Origin of the sequence: Akkermansia sp. N21169 (genome assembly GCF_029854675.1) — a bacterium.
Lineage (GTDB): Bacteria > Verrucomicrobiota > Verrucomicrobiia > Verrucomicrobiales > Akkermansiaceae > Akkermansia.
In genome coordinates this window covers 129,075-143,399 of record NZ_JARWNC010000040.1, presented here as the reverse complement: position 1 = coordinate 143,399, position 14,325 = coordinate 129,075, and the positions used below count along the sequence as shown (strand labels likewise).

The following is a 14,325-nucleotide window of genomic DNA, read 5'->3' as shown; positions in this document are numbered from 1 at the left end:
TGCCGCAACGCGTGCGACACCCCATGGAAAAGAGTGGACTCAGCCCTTCAGTTCATCGTTCGGATCCTGCCAGACCGGATCATAGCCTTTGGCATAGTTGAAGAGATGCTTATGCATGTATTCCATGAACTCCTCCTTCTGAGCCGCAGAAAGACGAGACCAAATGGCCACGTTCAGGGCGCGTGTCACCTTCTGCATCATCTTGAGGGTCAATTGGCGGCCTTGACGGGCACGTTGCACCTGCTTATGAGTCAGCTGCTCAATGGAAGCCGTCACAAGATCGTGATTGTCGAGCCCCCACTGCTGCATGAGCAGGAGCAAGGGCTGGTCTCCATGGTTACGTTCCACCTCATTCATTTCGTCTTCCATGCCCGCTAAGTGCCTGAAACCGCACGAATGATCAATCCCGAATACGAACGTGAACGCAATTTTTTCCGCCAGAGACCCCGTCAGCAATTCAACAAGCCGCAACGGATATTTGACTTACCAACAAGACATCGTTACCCATAGCCAGTGTAATTGCCTATGACGCAGGACCCTTCCACACCCCAACCGGCCCGTTTCCCATCCTTTCCGAGAGGAATTTGGGCAGATGTTCCCGATGTGCAGTGGAATGATGCTACATGGCAACTGCGTCACAGCATCCGCACCCTCCGCCAACTGGAGGAACTCCTGCCGCTGACGGACGACGAACGTGCGGGCATCCTGTTTGCCACCCACTCGCGCCTGGCATTGTCCATTACGCCGTACTTCTTTACCCTCATCGACCGGAATGATCCGGAGTGCCCCATCAGGAGGCAGGTTATCCCCCGCGTGGATGAAGCCATCGCCGATCCTTCTGAAATGGAGGATCCCTGCGGCGAGGACGATGACATGGTCGTACCGGGACTCGTTCACCGCTATCCGGACCGCGCCCTGATGATCGTCACTGACCGTTGTGCGTCCTACTGCCGCCACTGCACCCGTTCCCGCGGAGTCTCGGGAGTAGGTCCCGACCACCTCTCTCTGGATCTTTCCGCAGCACTGGATTATCTACGCAGGACTCCCCAAGTACGCGACGTCCTGCTTTCCGGAGGGGACCCCCTCCTTTTGCCGGAAGAAAAACTCGATGCCATCCTGACGGAACTTCGTGCCATCCCTCACATTGAGTTTCTGCGCATCGGTTCCCGCGTTCCGATTTTCCTGCCCCAGAGGATTACGCCATCCCTGTGTTCCATGTTCAAGAAACATGCACCGCTGTTTATCTCCATCCACACCAACCACCCGCGCGAATTGACGGCGGAATCGCGCCGGGCAACCGGCATGCTCGCAGATGCCGGCATCCCTCTGGGCAACCAAAGCGTCCTTCTACGCGGCATCAACGACACGCCGGAAATCCAGATGGAGCTCGTCCACAAACTCCTGATGTGCCGAGTCAAGCCTTACTATCTCTACCAGTGCGACCTGATCAAGGGATCCTCCCATTTCAGGACTTCCCTTCAGACCGGCATCGATATCATTTCCCGGCTGCGCGGTTACACAACGGGTTACGCCGTTCCGCAATATGTCATCGACGGTCCCGGCGGGGGGGGGAAAATCCCCATCAACCCCGACTACATCCTTGACCGAGATGCTCGGGGCATCTCCCTGCGCAACTACAAGGGAGATCCATTTTCGTACCCCGAGCCAATGCCCCACTCCAAAGATGAACGGCAAAAGCTCATCCGCAACATTCTCTCCTCTGCAACCGCAAGTCTCGACCCGGAATAACACCCCATCCCAACTTCCGGGAATTTCCTTATTGATCATGGAGGCGGGACGTGATTGAATGCGCCTTCGTACGGAACAATGATCGTTGACAAGGAAGCGCTATTAGAATGGAAAGAACGAGCCCTCCAGCAGCCTGACGGCAAGGTGGCTCTTGACCTTGAGGCTGACAGCCTCCATCGCTATCACGAGAAACTCTGCCTGATTCAGTATGCGGACAGTTCCTACTCGTGTATGATCGACCCCCTATCGATCGAAGACATGCTTCCCTTCTCCAACTGGCTGAAGGAGACTACCGTCTGGATGCATGGAGCCGACTACGACATGTCTCTCTTTCTCCAGGCCTGGAACACGCTTCCAGCCATGATCCTGGATACCCAGACTGCAGCCCGGCTGCTCGGTTTCCGCCAGTTCGGCCTTGCCGCCCTCGTGGAACATTTTTACAACGTCAAACTCAGCAAGTCCTCGCAAAAAGCCGACTGGGGCAAACGTCCGCTCCCCCAGAACATGCTCGATTACGCCCTCAACGACGTCAACTACATGCTCGACATGGCAGGCAAGCTCACTGCAGCCCTTCAGGCAAAAGGACGCTACGAATGGTTTTTGGAAACATGCCGCCACGATATGGATCGTGCTTTGGAACGCTTCAAAAGCGGCAACCCGGAACCCTGGCGCATCCAGGGATGCGGAAAACTCAACCGTCGCGGTCTCGCCGCTCTGCGCGAACTCTGGCAGTGGCGCGATGCGGAAGCCTCCGTCTGGGACAAACCCAGCTTCATGGTCTGCTCAAACGCCGACCTGATCCGCTGGAGCCAGGAACTCCAGAATCAAAGCCCCGTCCAGCCACACCCCCGCTTCCACAGCCACAGGAGAGCCCGCTTCATCGACGCCGTTCAAAAGTTTTACCTCCTCGACGAGGATGAATACCCGCAGCGAATCTTTGCCCCCCGACGCCAGAAATGCGAACAATTCGACGCCCGCCTGGAACGCTTGATCGCCAAACGCAACGCCGTTGCTGAAAAACTTGATATCGAGCCGTCCTTCATCGCCTCGCGCTCCATCCTGGAAGCCATGGCGGACAATGAAGACAACGGAAAAAAAGCCTTGCTTAACTGGCAATTGGAAGTCCTGGGATACGCTCCGACTGCCGTCGCAGCCTTATAAAAATTTACATCACAACAGCATAAAAAACTTGACCAACGAACCAGAAAAGGATATGCGGTTCGTCCATTCCCGACCAATCAGTAAAAGGAAGAACTAATCATGCGTGAAGTTACCGTAAGAAAAGGAGAACCTATCGATCGCGCTCTCAAGCGCCTCAAGACCAAGCTCGACGTTGAAGGCATTCTTGACGAGATGCGCCGCCGTCGTGCTTTTGAAACCCCTATGGATGAAAAACGCCGCAAGGCCCGTTCCGCTGCCAAGCGTTACAAAGTGAAATGGCGCTTCAGCAATCGCGAAGAAGCCCCCGCCGAATCCGAAGCTCCTACCACCCCCATCGAAGGTTAAATCCGACTCTGGTCGGGAGAACCATCCCGCCTTACAGGCAAAAATTTTACGAGGATACCGTTTCGGCGGTGTCCTCGTTCTGTTTTTTGTCTCCGCCTCTATAAATCCATCTTTGTCGTCAATATGATGAGTGACAATCCGGTAACCTACACAACACCGCCCGACCACATCCATTTCCTGGCCAAGAGACTTTTCGGAGAACAGGGGGAGATCATTGACGGAGCCATTGCCCATATTTCCCTCGGAGGAGGAGGCCCCCATACGCCGCATACACACCTCCACTCCCACCTGTTCATCGTTGTTGACGGCACAGCCACCATCCTCTTGGACGGGAAGGAAACCATCGTCGTCCAGAATTCGTCTTTCACCGTACCGGGGCACATCCCTCACTCCATTTGGAACCGGACCGACCGCCCCCTCTCCATGATCGGCATCTCCATCCGTCAGTAAAACTGAAATATGCTTCCTTTCCACAGAGAAGGGAATCGTTCTTGACTGCCTCGCCCATTCCTTTCACCCTTCTCGGGAATCTTCTTTTCACTGCCATGACCCATTCCGCTCAGCTTTTCCAACGCGCCAAAGCCGTCATTCCCGGCGGCGTCAATTCTCCTGTCCGCGCTTTCCGCAATGTAGACGGAGATCCGTTTTTCGTACGTTCCGCAAAAGGATCCCGCATCACGGATGCCGATGGACGGGATCTCATTGATTACGTGGGCACCTGGGGACCGGCCATTCTGGGCCATGCTCCTCAAGCCGTCCTCGACGCCGTCCACCAAGCTGTCGATCGCGGATTGGGCTACGGTATCCCCACTCCCATCGAAGTGGATATGGCGGAGACCGTTACCCGCTGGTTCCCCTCCGTCAAAAAAGTACGCATGGTCAATAGCGGGACTGAAGCAACCATGTCTGCCATCCGTCTGGCACGCGGCTATACCGGACGCCGTAAAATTCTCAAATTCGAAGGTTGCTACCATGGGCATGTCGATTCCCTTCTGGTTTCCGCCGGTTCCGGCGCCCTCACCTTCGGCGAGCCCGACAGCGCCGGTGTCCCTCGCGAGTTCGCACAGTTGACCCTCACAGTTCCCTACAATGACCGGGAGGCCGTCCGAGACGCCTTTGTCCGGTACGGCGACGACATTGCCGCCATCATCGTCGAACCCTTCCCGGGTAACGCAGGTTTCTACCTGCCTCGACATGGATTTCTGGAATTCCTCCGTACGATCACGGAAGAATACGGTACCGTTCTCATTTTCGACGAGGTGATGACCGGCTTCCGCGTCGCCCCCGGCGGAGCCCAGCAAATCCACGGAATCACGCCCGATCTCACCTGCATGGGCAAAGTCATCGGCGGAGGGCTTCCCGTCGGCGCCTTCGGAGGCCGAGCGGACATCATGGACTGCATTTCCCCACTCGGCCCCGTGTACCAGGCAGGAACGCTCGCCGGTAATCCTGTCGCTATGGCCGCCGGGCTGGCCCAGCTCCACGAACTGGAACGCACGGACGGATATGTGCGCCTGGAACAACTGGGAGCCAGGCTTGAAGCAGGTTTCAAGAAAGCCATGCAGGTAGCCGGACGTTCTTTCACCTTCCATCGTTCCGGCTCCATGTTCTGCCTCTTTTTCACCGACAGACCCGTCCTGAACCTTCAGGATGCCATGATGGCCGACAAAGCCATGTACAAAAAGTACTTCTGGAACATGCTCGAACAAGGGATCTACATGGCCCCTTCCCCTTACGAGACAGGATTCATCTCCCTTGCCCATACGGAAGAAGACATCGACGCCACCTGCCGTGCGGCCGAAATCGCCCTCAAGGCACTCTAATCCTCTAAAAACTTTGCTGTTTCGGCGTATTTCAGTCAAATTTTTTAAAAACGGGCTTGCCTTATCGCCTGAATAAGTGCATCCTGCGCGACCGCAAGACGCGCTTGAATCTGCACGTATCATTTTACAACGACAATATCATGAGAAAGTACGAAGCTCTTATCGTTTTCAATATGAAGGGATCCGAACTCCCGGTTGAAGAACTTATCAAGAACATCGCCAGCGAAATGACTTCCCTGGGGGCTCAAATCACCGATACCCAGAATGTTGGCCGCCGCGAATTCGCTTACGAGTCCGACCACCTCAAGGCCGGTCAGTACGTCACCTATACCTTCGATGCCGAGCCCTCTGCCATTCGCCCCATCCGCGAACACCTCCGCATCAATCCTGTCGTCCATCTTCAGTACTACAAGGCTCTCTGATTTTCAGGGCGAGACCCTGCCGAGGCGCCTTGCCAAGCCTAGCTTTTTAACCGTTCTGTGGTTTGTCCGCAGAACGGTTTTTCTCGTTTACAAACACGCGGCGTTTCAATTCCCCAAATTACAGGTATCCATCCGGAGTAAATATAAGTACCACGCACCACCATAGCTGGCAGTATCTCCCCTGCCTTATGGCATCCCATGACGGCGTTTCATCCAAATCCCCTTGAACCAGGCCGGCAAAGCCGGTCTTCCCTGCCGACGCCCATGGACAATCAGGATCATCAGATACAATCCTGCCATCACAGCCATGCAAACCGGCATCATAGCATCGGAAAACTGCTCCATCATGGATGACGTCCCCATCGGACCGGCAAGGCTTCCCACCGTGAAACTCAGCAACAAGGTCTGATTCATCGGCACAAGGTATTCCTTGGGAAGACGGTCGCAACCAAGAGTCAGCGTTACCGGATAAAGGGAAAAACTCGCACATCCAAGGATGACCAGCGCTACCCCCAGCCAGATGTCCAGGGCCAAAAGAAGGCACGCCGCAATAATCAACCAGGATTGCAATTTCAACACATAGTACCTGCCCTTGACGTCAGCCATGCGCCCGAAAGGCCATTGTCCGACAATGCCGGCACCAATCAGCAACGCCATCCAGTATCCGACCCACGTGTTGGACATCCCTTTGTGGACGAGAAAGAGCGGCATCAATCCGTAGATCGAACCCAGAACAATACCGGAAATAACGCTTCCCAGTACACTCAGGCGAGGACGCTTGCGAAAAAGCATCGCCCATATCGTAGCGAAAGGCCTCGGAGGATCCGGAGGACCGCAGCGCAACACCACGATAGGTAACAGGGAAGCAACTCCAATCGCACCGATCCACAAAGACGCCCGCATCCGGTCGTCAGGCAGTACCGTTACCAGCAACTGTCCCAATACCGTAGCTATATAGTAAACCACCATGTAAGCGGCCAGAAGACCTCCCCGCGTGCTGTTTGTCCCCAACCGGAGCAACGCGCTTTCTACAACAACCCATACCAAAGCACAGCTAATGCCCGCAATAAAGCGGACTGACATCCAGCCGGCCAGACCGCCAACGGGAATGAGGCACGCCGTCGACCCCAAGCAAAGGAGACAGGAAATCACAAAACTGGTCTTGTAGCCCATCCGGGGTATCATCTCCCCAGCAAGCAGCGTCCCCGCCAAGTTGCCAACAAAAAACGAAGCGCTTACCATACCGATCAGCCAGGTCGGAATGGAATCATGCGATAGCCATAGAGGAACAATCGTGTTCAGCGTCGCAAAAACAGTTGTCAGAAACAACAGCCCCGCCAAAAGCAGCACAACTTGGTGGATCAAAGATTTCATGAAACGGTGCGGGGCAAAGTACTCTGACGCATCAACCTCAGCAAATGCGAATTCCGCCATCATGACACCCTTAGTCATAAGAAAACGTCTTAAATCGTCAAAAGTATAAATTTTGGGCTGTATTCTGCTAAAAAAAGTCTATGATAAATGCCCAGTTTCCATGAAAAAAGCAATTGTTCCCATTCTTGCCCTGATCACCGGTCTTTTTTTAACCGGGGCTTATGCGGAAGCCTCTTCATCCGTCGTCTCCCTGATGAGCTATAATATCCGGAATTGCCGGGGACTCGACAACAAAACGGAACCCTCCCGTATTGCCGAAACAATCAAAAAGGCCAATCCCGACGTCATTGCCATTCAGGAACTGGATTGCAAAACACAGAGGAACGGTCAACGGGACTTTCTGCAGGAATTGGCGGAACAAACCGGTTTGCATCCCACCTACGCCAAAGCCATCGATTACCAGGGAGGAGCCTACGGCATCGGCGTTCTTTCCAAGGAACAACCGCAAGGCGTACGGCGCATCCCGCTGCCTGGACGTGAAGAGAAACGCGTTCTGCTCATCTTGGAATTCAAAGACTTCGTCCAGTTTGCCACGCACCTATCCCTGACGCCGGAAGATCAGAGCACGTCACTCCAGATAATAGCCCGCGAAGCGGCAACGTACGACAAACCCGTCATTTTCTCGGGAGACCTGAATCTGCACCCCGGCTCGCCCCAAGGAAAAGAACTCACCCGCCACTTCACGATCCTCAATTCCACAGAGGTTCCTTCCTTCCCGGCCAACGCCCCTAAAGAGCTTATCGACTACATCTGCTGCTTTACCCACAAAGACGTAACCTGCAAGGTCGAATCGACAGAAGTCATCACCGAACCCGTGGCATCGGATCACCGTCCCGTACTCGTCAAGGCCACTCTTTCCCACACCCAGCCATGAGCGATGGATCAATCCAGGCTTTGGAAATTGTCTTCCATGGAATCGTTCAAGGAGTAGGATTCCGCTACACCTCGTATGAGATAGCGCGTTCATTCCCGGAAATCAGCGGCTGGGTACGCAATGAACCCGACGGCACCGTTCGCATGTTCGTCCAAGGTCCGGAAACGGCCCTGTCACAATATCTGAGGCAGCTGGCAACTGAATCCCGCCTGGCTCGCCTCATTGACGATATCGTCCGTCATCCAGCCATGCCCGATGCCTCACTGACCCACTTTCGCATTGAAAGGTTCTAACTTTTGATTTTACACAACATTCAGGACCTTCATCCCTCCTTGAACCTAACGAACTCTAATCGATCCTATGAACACTGAAGAAAAATTCGACAAGTACGTATTGCACAGCTATGGGAGATTTCCCATGTCCATCGTTCGCGGAGAAGGCTCCCGACTTTGGGACAGTGAGGGCAAATGCTATCTTGATTTTTGTGCCGGGATCGCTGTCTGCGCCCTGGGGCATTGCTACCCAAGTGTCACAAAAGCCCTTCAAAAACAGGCTGAAACCCTCGTTCACTGTTCTAACCTCTACCGTATCCCCCAGCAGGCCGATCTCGCTGAATTCATTGTCAACAAGTGCACGCAAACTCCGGGCAAGGTCTTCTTTTCCAACAGCGGCGCCGAAGCCAACGACGGACTAATCAAAACTGCACGCCGGTATGGCCATCGCAAACCTGCGGACGACGGCTCGCCCCGGTATGAGGTCCTCACCTTCCACCAATCCTTCCACGGGAGGACTCTCGGCAGCATGGCGGCAACTGGACAAGCAAAAATCCAGAAGGAATTCGACCCGATGCTCGCCGGCTTCCGCTACCTGCCCTTCAACGATCTCGAAGCCGCCCGCAACGCCATCCGCAAGGAAACCGTCGCCATCCTGCTGGAACCCGTCCAGGGAGAAGGCGGAGTCAACCCTTGCACCCCCGAGTTCCTCGAAGGGATTTCCGACCTCTGCCGGGAACATGACCTGCTCCTACTCATAGACGAAGTCCAGTGCGGCTTCGGACGCTGCGGAGACATCATGGCTTGGCGGGCCGTCAACCCCGATGTCCGACCGGACGGAGTCTCCTGGGCCAAGGCTCTTGGAGGGGGTGTCCCCATCGGCGCATTCTGGATCAGCGACCGCATCATGGACGGAAAAGGCACGGAACTCTCCTCCATCATGGATCCCGGTTCCCATGGTTCCACTTATGGAGGCAATCCCCTTTGTTCCACGGTGGCTCTTACCGTACTGAAAGAAATCATCGGGCAAAACCTGCCCGAACGGGCTAAAAAGCTCGGAGATGAAATCCGCCATGAAATCGAATCCTGGAACTTGCCCATTATCACGGAGAGCCGGGGTCTCGGACTACTCATCGGCATCGGCTTGAACACGGATATTATCCCCGCCGAAGAAGGCAAAACACCTGCGGCCATCGTTGTCGAAGCCTTGCGAAAAGAAGGACTCCTCTCCGTTCCGGCCGGTCCCAGTACCGTACGCCTTCTACCGCCTCTCAACGTCACCGACGACGAAGTGGAGCAAGCTCTATCGATCATCCGGAGAACACTCAAACAATTCGGTATCTGATCTCATCTAAACTCAACGCCCCAACCCTCCATGATTGACGATCCTATGGTTCAACTCCCCGGAAATCCCGTCCGCCAGTTCTCAGTCATGCTCGACAACAGGGCTGGCACGTTTTCCGCCCTGCTCTGCCTGCTGGAATCCCACGGTATCCTCTGCCTGGGATGCAGCACGGTAGACAGCCAGGAAGTCACGATCATCCGCATGATCCTCAGCGATCCGGAACATGCCGTTGCCCTGTTTCTGGAACGTGGAATCGGTTTCACCTCCTGCGAAATGATTGTCGTGGCTCTCCGCCGGGGAGCAATCGATCTCCGTAACTGCCTCGAATCCCTGTTCCGGGCGGAAACAAACGTCGATTTCCTCTATCCTTTACTCCCCTTCAGGGACGGAACTTCCATGGTTGCCATCCATGTAGAAGACCCCGTCTTCGCCCGTTCCACGCTTAATACAAGCGGCATCCGAGTCCTCTACCAGGAAGATCTTTCCCGCTGAATGTCTGAAAGGCCGTTCAAGAATAAACATTGACCCATGAACACAGACATCATCCATATTCCTTCCCGCCATCGATTCGAGCTCCATCAGGAAGATACCACTGCCTTCGTGGAATACGAAATCGGCCATGGCTATCTGGACATTGTCCACACATTGGTTCCTCCCCCCCTGGAAGGCAGGGGCATCGCCGCCGACCTCGTTAAAGCGGCATACGACTATGCCCTGGATCAAGGACTTCTTCCCTACGGTTCCTGTTCCTATGCAGCCATATGGCTGAAACGCCATCCGGAATATATCGCAAGCCGGTAAACTTCCTTTAAAAAATTACCCGTATAAAGTTACGGTATCTTGCAAGGTACCACGGTGAATGTACGTATTATTACTTACATTTTACCCTTCTCTGGAACCCCGCCGTAACTATGAAATTTTTCCCATCCGTCCTTGCCATCATCACCTCTTGCACCCTTTTGCTTCCGGCACAGGCAGAATCCGCTCCTTCCCAGTGGACGCTCGACGGAGACTCTATAAGTCTCGCACCGGAACCCGGTCGAAAAGACCACTTTGCCATGTCCGGCAGGTCTGTCGATCTCATTCTGGAATGGTCTGTCGGAGAAGACGGTTCGTTCGATTCCGTTCAATGGATCCGCTGGCCTATGCTCCGAACCATTCCCAACAACACGCATGCTTCCTTCAATATGCGATTCAAGGAAGCTCCGGAAGCGCGTCCGCTCATTGACGGCAAAACACTCAGTCCCGGCAAAGTCAGCCAAACGCGTATCGACGGTATCTTTTCCGTCACATCCAGCCATCCGGAAGGTATTGCTTCGACACGCACAATTCTCCCCGCTTCTTCCGCTCCCGCCGTCATTGAGATCATCGAATTGCGTAACACGGCCAACCGCAACATCCTCCTCAGCATCCCTGCCTGGCGTAAATCCCAGGACAGTCAACCGGGAACGCGCGGCATTTACAAAGTTGAAGAATCCCTCCTGGGAGAAGGAGAGTTCACTCTGGCGCCCGGAGGGAAACGCATCTACACACTGGTTCGGGCGGCACGACTGGCAGAAGAAGCCCCCTACTGCGACAATCCCGAATCGGAACTGGCCGCCCGCCGCGCTTTCCTGGATGAAATGAGAAAATCCCTCGTCCTCAAGACTCCGGAACCCATCCTTGACGGCATGTTTCAATTTGCCAAAATCCGTGCCACGGAGAGTATCTTCAGCACACGCGGCGGCCTCATGCACGGCCCCGGAGGATATAACAAATTTCTGGCCGCCATCTGGACCAACGATCAAGCGGAATACGTCAACCCGTTCTTCCCCTTTCTGGGCAATATGCTAGGCAATGAAAGCGCCATGACGTGCTACCGCATGTTCGCTCAATACATGAATCCGGAATTCAAAAGCATTCCCTCCTCCATCATCGCCGAGGGAGACGGCACTTGGAACGGAGCCGGAGACCGTGGAGACCAGGCTATGCTCGCCTATGGAGCATCCAGGTTCGCCCTGGCTTCCGGCAACAAAGGCTGGGGGAAGGAACTCCTCCCCCTAATCGACTGGAGCCTGGAATACTGCCGCCGCCATAAAACACCGGAAGGAGTCGTTACTTCCGACAGCGACGAACTGGAAGGCCGTTTTCCCAGCGGCAAGGCCAACCTTTGCACCAATATCCTCTACTACGACGCCCTCATCACCGCAGCCAACCTTTGGAAAGTCATCGCCCCATCCTCTCCCAAGCCGGAAGAATACAACCGGGAAGCAGCCGAACTCAAACAAGCCATCAAAAAATACTTTGAAGGTACCGTAGAAGGATTTGCAACCTACAAATACTACGAGACAAACGATGTTCTACGAAGTTGGATCTGCATGCCTCTCGTCATCGGCATGGATGACAGAGCCGAGGCAACTGTCGATGCCCTCTTCTCCCCGCGCCTCTGGTTCGGCAACGGCATGCTGACCGCCTCCGGCACCACAACCTACTGGGATCGCTCCGCCCTATACGCGTTCCGAGGGATTTTCGCCGTCGGCCTACAGGATCGGGCTCTGCCCAAACTCCTCGACTATTCGCGCGAACGACTTCTCGGTAAACACGTTCCCTACGCCATTGAGGCTTGGCCGGAAGCCAACCAAAGCCACCTCTCCGCGGAAAGCGGCCTCTACTGCCGTATCTTTACGGAAGGACTCTTCGGCATAACTCCGACAGGATTCCGGAGTTTCTCCTCCCTGCCTCGCCTGCCCAAAACCTGGAATAAAGCTGCATTGAGCAACATCAAAGCCTTCGGCTCATCCTTCAATATCGCTCTGGAACGCACCGAGGACGGCATCCGAGTTCTTGTTTCAGATATGAACGGTACCAGTCTCTACGATCAAACCAGGAAGGAAGGAATCCCTCACTCCATCACCCTCCCCTAGGACATTACACACGATGTCCTCCTCTATTCCGCTCTCCGATAGAAAACTCCACGCCGGCATGAACGACAAAAATACGCAACAGACATCCAGTCAACAACGTCTTCTTTCACTAGATGCCTTACGCGGACTCGACATGATGTGCATCATCGGTCTGGACGCCATTGTGCACGCATTGGCCCCCGTTTTTCACGGAGCCTCCGCCATGACTACATTGGCTACGCAATTCCGGCACTGCCACTGGGAGGGTATCCATGCCTACGACCTGATTTTCCCACTATTCCTATTCATATCCGGCATCTCCATGGCCTTCTCCATCCGGAAAATGCACCAAAACGGAGCCTCGCGAAAAAAGGCCTCATGGCACCTCATCAAACGTGCCCTCATCCTGGCCTGTCTCGGCATCATCGTCAACGGTCCTCTTGAACTTCCCTGTTCAGACTGGAGATTTGCCTCCGTCCTCGGCCTCATCGGCATTGCCGGAGCATGCGCCGGACTCCTTGCCCTGTGGGTGAAAAAAATACCGTGGCTTGCAGGCATTCTCGCCGGCATCCTCGTCCTCATCGGTTGCCTCCAACTCAACATAGGCACCCTTGACCGCGAAGGAAGCATCAACGCCATCATCGACCGGGCTATTCTTCCCGGCTCCCTCCACGGCGGAGTCATGGATCCCGAAGGCCTCCTGTGCATTGTCTCCGCCATCGCCGTAGCCCTGGGTGGCTACCTCGTAGGCAACTTCCTGGTCAACTCCTCAGCAAAGCCCGGTAAGAAAGCATGGAGCCTCCTCGGAGCCGGAGCCATCTGCCTGATCGCCGGTTACGCCATGCATTGGAGCTTCTACCCGGCGATCAAATCCATCTGGTCTTCCAGCTTCGACCTAATCGCCAGCGGCTGGAGCCTTCTTGCCTTCGCCACAGCCTATTTCCTCTTCGACATCCTGAAATGGCACAAACTGGCCTACCCCTTCAAAGTCGTCGGCATGAACGCCCTCTTCATCTACCTGGCCCAGTCTCTTGTCAACTTCAACTCCATCGCCAACCATCTATTCATCGGCATTGCCGATATCTGGCCCGCAATGAAATGGCCCATCCTCGCTCTCGCCACCTTCCTCATCAAGTGGCTCATTCTCGCCTGGATGGACAAAAGGAAGATCTACATCAAAATCTGATCATCTCCATATTTCAATAGCTACTGTTTACTTTGCCCATCTTTTCAGCCGCGGAAAATACTTTCTCATTTCAGCAATAGCCTCGTCTTTTGAGAGTTGAGTACCACTGGAAGCGTTAAACTCATCAAGATACTTGATGCAATGTTCGATCATGCCTTCCATGGAACAATCCTGCACAAACTCTCCGTCTTTGTAGCAATAGCAGCAATAGTCCCGATTGGCGGAACCGTCTTTATCCGTTCCGAACTGGTCGGCAGAATGCATGGGCATTCCGCAACTCTGGCAGAACAGATTCAAATACTTCTGCCCCTTCATAAACACATTATCAATCCAGTACGTCGTTGCTTCCGGCGTAAATTTAAGCACGCAATACTCAGGATCTTCCACACCACGGGGAAATGCTCAAGCATCCAGTCCCCCCAAAGCGAACGCTTCACAGCCTCATCCGCCACAATCTCCATCCTGCCCGTATAAACGATACTGTCGCCGCCATGCACAATCGAAATCCCGGCCTTGGGATTGGCCTTGAAGTGAGCCGTTTTTGCAGAACTGGCTCCCGTTGACACATAAATGGCGCCATCCTCAACCTTCAGTTTCACCATGGCAACCGGACGCGGATAGCCATTTTCGTCAATAGATGCCACCGTAATAATCTGAGCCGCCGCAACGATCTGACCCGCTTTTTCTTCAATATTCATAATGGGATGAGGGTAACAGTTCTCACCAACTCATGGCAACCACGAATTGGTGTATAGTTTGTCGACCATAAAAAAAATTGGCATTTAACAGTAAGTTATCGAATTAGAAAAATCTTGTTTTTACAATCGATATT

General features: G+C 54.3%; 17 protein-coding genes. 13 read left to right on the top strand and 4 right to left on the bottom strand.

The genetic code is table 11. The features are described from left to right. Window positions 1-39: 39 nt before the first annotated feature. Window positions 40-369 carry a hypothetical protein gene (locus tag QET40_RS09750; protein ID WP_280126977.1) on the bottom strand — a complete coding sequence of 110 codons (330 nt, stop codon included), beginning with the start codon at window positions 367-369 and terminating at the stop codon, window positions 40-42. A gap of 156 nt (window positions 370-525) precedes the next feature. On the opposite strand from QET40_RS09750, the gene QET40_RS09745 reads away from it, so the two are divergent. From QET40_RS09745 to rpsF, 6 genes are all read left to right on the top strand, one after another. Further along, window positions 526-1,749 carry a KamA family radical SAM protein gene (locus QET40_RS09745; RefSeq protein WP_280126976.1) on the top strand — a complete coding sequence of 408 codons (1,224 nt, stop codon included), beginning with the start codon at window positions 526-528 and terminating at the stop codon, window positions 1,747-1,749. A 78-nt stretch (window positions 1,750-1,827) separates the two neighbouring features. Next, the gene (locus QET40_RS09740; protein WP_280126975.1) at window positions 1,828-2,910 is read left to right on the top strand and encodes a hypothetical protein; all 1,083 of its coding nucleotides are present in this window, start codon (window positions 1,828-1,830) and stop codon (window positions 2,908-2,910) included. Between the two features lie 99 nt (window positions 2,911-3,009). Next, window positions 3,010-3,255 (top strand): 30S ribosomal protein S21, encoded by a 246-nt coding sequence (rpsU, locus tag QET40_RS09735; protein WP_280126974.1) that lies wholly within the window; start codon window positions 3,010-3,012, stop codon window positions 3,253-3,255. A gap of 123 nt (window positions 3,256-3,378) precedes the next feature. After that, window positions 3,379-3,705: a cupin domain-containing protein gene (locus QET40_RS09730; RefSeq protein WP_280126973.1), complete on the top strand. Its 327-nt coding sequence runs from the start codon at window positions 3,379-3,381 to the stop codon at window positions 3,703-3,705. A gap of 95 nt (window positions 3,706-3,800) precedes the next feature. Then, window positions 3,801-5,078: a glutamate-1-semialdehyde 2,1-aminomutase gene (gene hemL, locus QET40_RS09725; protein ID WP_280126972.1), complete on the top strand. Its 1,278-nt coding sequence runs from the start codon at window positions 3,801-3,803 to the stop codon at window positions 5,076-5,078. Window positions 5,079-5,134: 56 nt separating this feature from the next. Then, entirely contained in the window at window positions 5,135-5,500 is a 366-nt protein-coding gene (gene rpsF, locus QET40_RS09720) for a 30S ribosomal protein S6 (protein WP_280126971.1), read from the top strand. A gap of 186 nt (window positions 5,501-5,686) precedes the next feature. Here rpsF and QET40_RS09715 read toward each other — a convergent pair whose 3' ends face one another. Continuing rightward, window positions 5,687-6,874 carry an MFS transporter gene (locus tag QET40_RS09715; protein WP_280126970.1) on the bottom strand — a complete coding sequence of 396 codons (1,188 nt, stop codon included), beginning with the start codon at window positions 6,872-6,874 and terminating at the stop codon, window positions 5,687-5,689. 160 nt (window positions 6,875-7,034) lie between these two features. Between QET40_RS09715 and QET40_RS09710 the strand changes: the two genes are divergently transcribed. From QET40_RS09710 to QET40_RS09680, 7 genes are all read left to right on the top strand, one after another. Then, complete coding sequence (locus QET40_RS09710) at window positions 7,035-7,808, top strand: endonuclease/exonuclease/phosphatase family protein (protein ID WP_280126969.1); 774 nt, start codon at window positions 7,035-7,037, stop codon at window positions 7,806-7,808. Then, window positions 7,805-8,101: an acylphosphatase gene (locus tag QET40_RS09705; protein WP_280126968.1), complete on the top strand. Its 297-nt coding sequence runs from the start codon at window positions 7,805-7,807 to the stop codon at window positions 8,099-8,101. The genes QET40_RS09710 and QET40_RS09705 overlap by 4 nt, the downstream gene beginning before the upstream one ends. A gap of 67 nt (window positions 8,102-8,168) precedes the next feature. Beyond that, complete coding sequence (locus QET40_RS09700) at window positions 8,169-9,425, top strand: acetylornithine/succinylornithine family transaminase (protein ID WP_280126967.1); 1,257 nt, start codon at window positions 8,169-8,171, stop codon at window positions 9,423-9,425. A 30-nt stretch (window positions 9,426-9,455) separates the two neighbouring features. Then, window positions 9,456-9,917: a hypothetical protein gene (locus QET40_RS09695; protein ID WP_280126966.1), complete on the top strand. Its 462-nt coding sequence runs from the start codon at window positions 9,456-9,458 to the stop codon at window positions 9,915-9,917. A 36-nt stretch (window positions 9,918-9,953) separates the two neighbouring features. Beyond that, a complete protein-coding gene (locus tag QET40_RS09690; RefSeq protein WP_280126965.1) occupies window positions 9,954-10,226 on the top strand; it encodes a GNAT family N-acetyltransferase in 273 nt (90 codons plus the stop codon). Between the two features lie 110 nt (window positions 10,227-10,336). Next, window positions 10,337-12,328 (top strand): hypothetical protein, encoded by a 1,992-nt coding sequence (locus QET40_RS09685; protein ID WP_280126964.1) that lies wholly within the window; start codon window positions 10,337-10,339, stop codon window positions 12,326-12,328. Between the two features lie 58 nt (window positions 12,329-12,386). Next, entirely contained in the window at window positions 12,387-13,493 is a 1,107-nt protein-coding gene (locus QET40_RS09680; protein WP_280126963.1) for a DUF5009 domain-containing protein, read from the top strand. A gap of 27 nt (window positions 13,494-13,520) precedes the next feature. On the opposite strand, the gene QET40_RS09675 is transcribed toward QET40_RS09680, so the two are convergent. After that, on the bottom strand, window positions 13,521-13,808 hold the full coding sequence (locus tag QET40_RS09675; RefSeq protein ID WP_280126962.1) for a zinc ribbon domain-containing protein: 288 nt from the start codon (window positions 13,806-13,808) through the stop codon (window positions 13,521-13,523). Next, on the bottom strand, window positions 13,805-14,191 hold the full coding sequence (locus QET40_RS09670; RefSeq protein ID WP_280126961.1) for a pyridoxamine 5'-phosphate oxidase family protein: 387 nt from the start codon (window positions 14,189-14,191) through the stop codon (window positions 13,805-13,807). The genes QET40_RS09675 and QET40_RS09670 overlap by 4 nt, the downstream gene beginning before the upstream one ends. Between the last annotated feature and the right edge of the window lie 134 nt (window positions 14,192-14,325).

Excerpts from the sequence above, each read along its gene's own strand:
- QET40_RS09750 (WP_280126977.1), bottom strand. The coding sequence starts at position 369 with ATGGAAGACGAAATGAATGAGGTGGAACGTAACCATGGAGACCAGCCC.
- QET40_RS09745 (WP_280126976.1), top strand. The coding sequence starts at position 526 with ATGACGCAGGACCCTTCCACACCCCAACCGGCCCGTTTCCCATCCTTT.
- QET40_RS09740 (WP_280126975.1), top strand. The coding sequence starts at position 1,828 with ATGATCGTTGACAAGGAAGCGCTATTAGAATGGAAAGAACGAGCCCTC.
- rpsU (WP_280126974.1), top strand. The coding sequence starts at position 3,010 with ATGCGTGAAGTTACCGTAAGAAAAGGAGAACCTATCGATCGCGCTCTC.
- QET40_RS09730 (WP_280126973.1), top strand. The coding sequence starts at position 3,379 with ATGATGAGTGACAATCCGGTAACCTACACAACACCGCCCGACCACATC.
- hemL (WP_280126972.1), top strand. The coding sequence starts at position 3,801 with ATGACCCATTCCGCTCAGCTTTTCCAACGCGCCAAAGCCGTCATTCCC.
- QET40_RS09715 (WP_280126970.1), bottom strand. The coding sequence starts at position 6,874 with ATGAAATCTTTGATCCACCAAGTTGTGCTGCTTTTGGCGGGGCTGTTG.
- QET40_RS09710 (WP_280126969.1), top strand. The coding sequence starts at position 7,035 with ATGAAAAAAGCAATTGTTCCCATTCTTGCCCTGATCACCGGTCTTTTT.
- QET40_RS09705 (WP_280126968.1), top strand. The coding sequence starts at position 7,805 with ATGAGCGATGGATCAATCCAGGCTTTGGAAATTGTCTTCCATGGAATC.
- QET40_RS09700 (WP_280126967.1), top strand. The coding sequence starts at position 8,169 with ATGAACACTGAAGAAAAATTCGACAAGTACGTATTGCACAGCTATGGG.
- QET40_RS09695 (WP_280126966.1), top strand. The coding sequence starts at position 9,456 with ATGATTGACGATCCTATGGTTCAACTCCCCGGAAATCCCGTCCGCCAG.
- QET40_RS09690 (WP_280126965.1), top strand. The coding sequence starts at position 9,954 with ATGAACACAGACATCATCCATATTCCTTCCCGCCATCGATTCGAGCTC.
- QET40_RS09685 (WP_280126964.1), top strand. The coding sequence starts at position 10,337 with ATGAAATTTTTCCCATCCGTCCTTGCCATCATCACCTCTTGCACCCTT.
- QET40_RS09680 (WP_280126963.1), top strand. The coding sequence starts at position 12,387 with ATGAACGACAAAAATACGCAACAGACATCCAGTCAACAACGTCTTCTT.
- QET40_RS09675 (WP_280126962.1), bottom strand. The coding sequence starts at position 13,808 with ATGAAGGGGCAGAAGTATTTGAATCTGTTCTGCCAGAGTTGCGGAATG.
- QET40_RS09670 (WP_280126961.1), bottom strand. The coding sequence starts at position 14,191 with ATGAATATTGAAGAAAAAGCGGGTCAGATCGTTGCGGCGGCTCAGATT.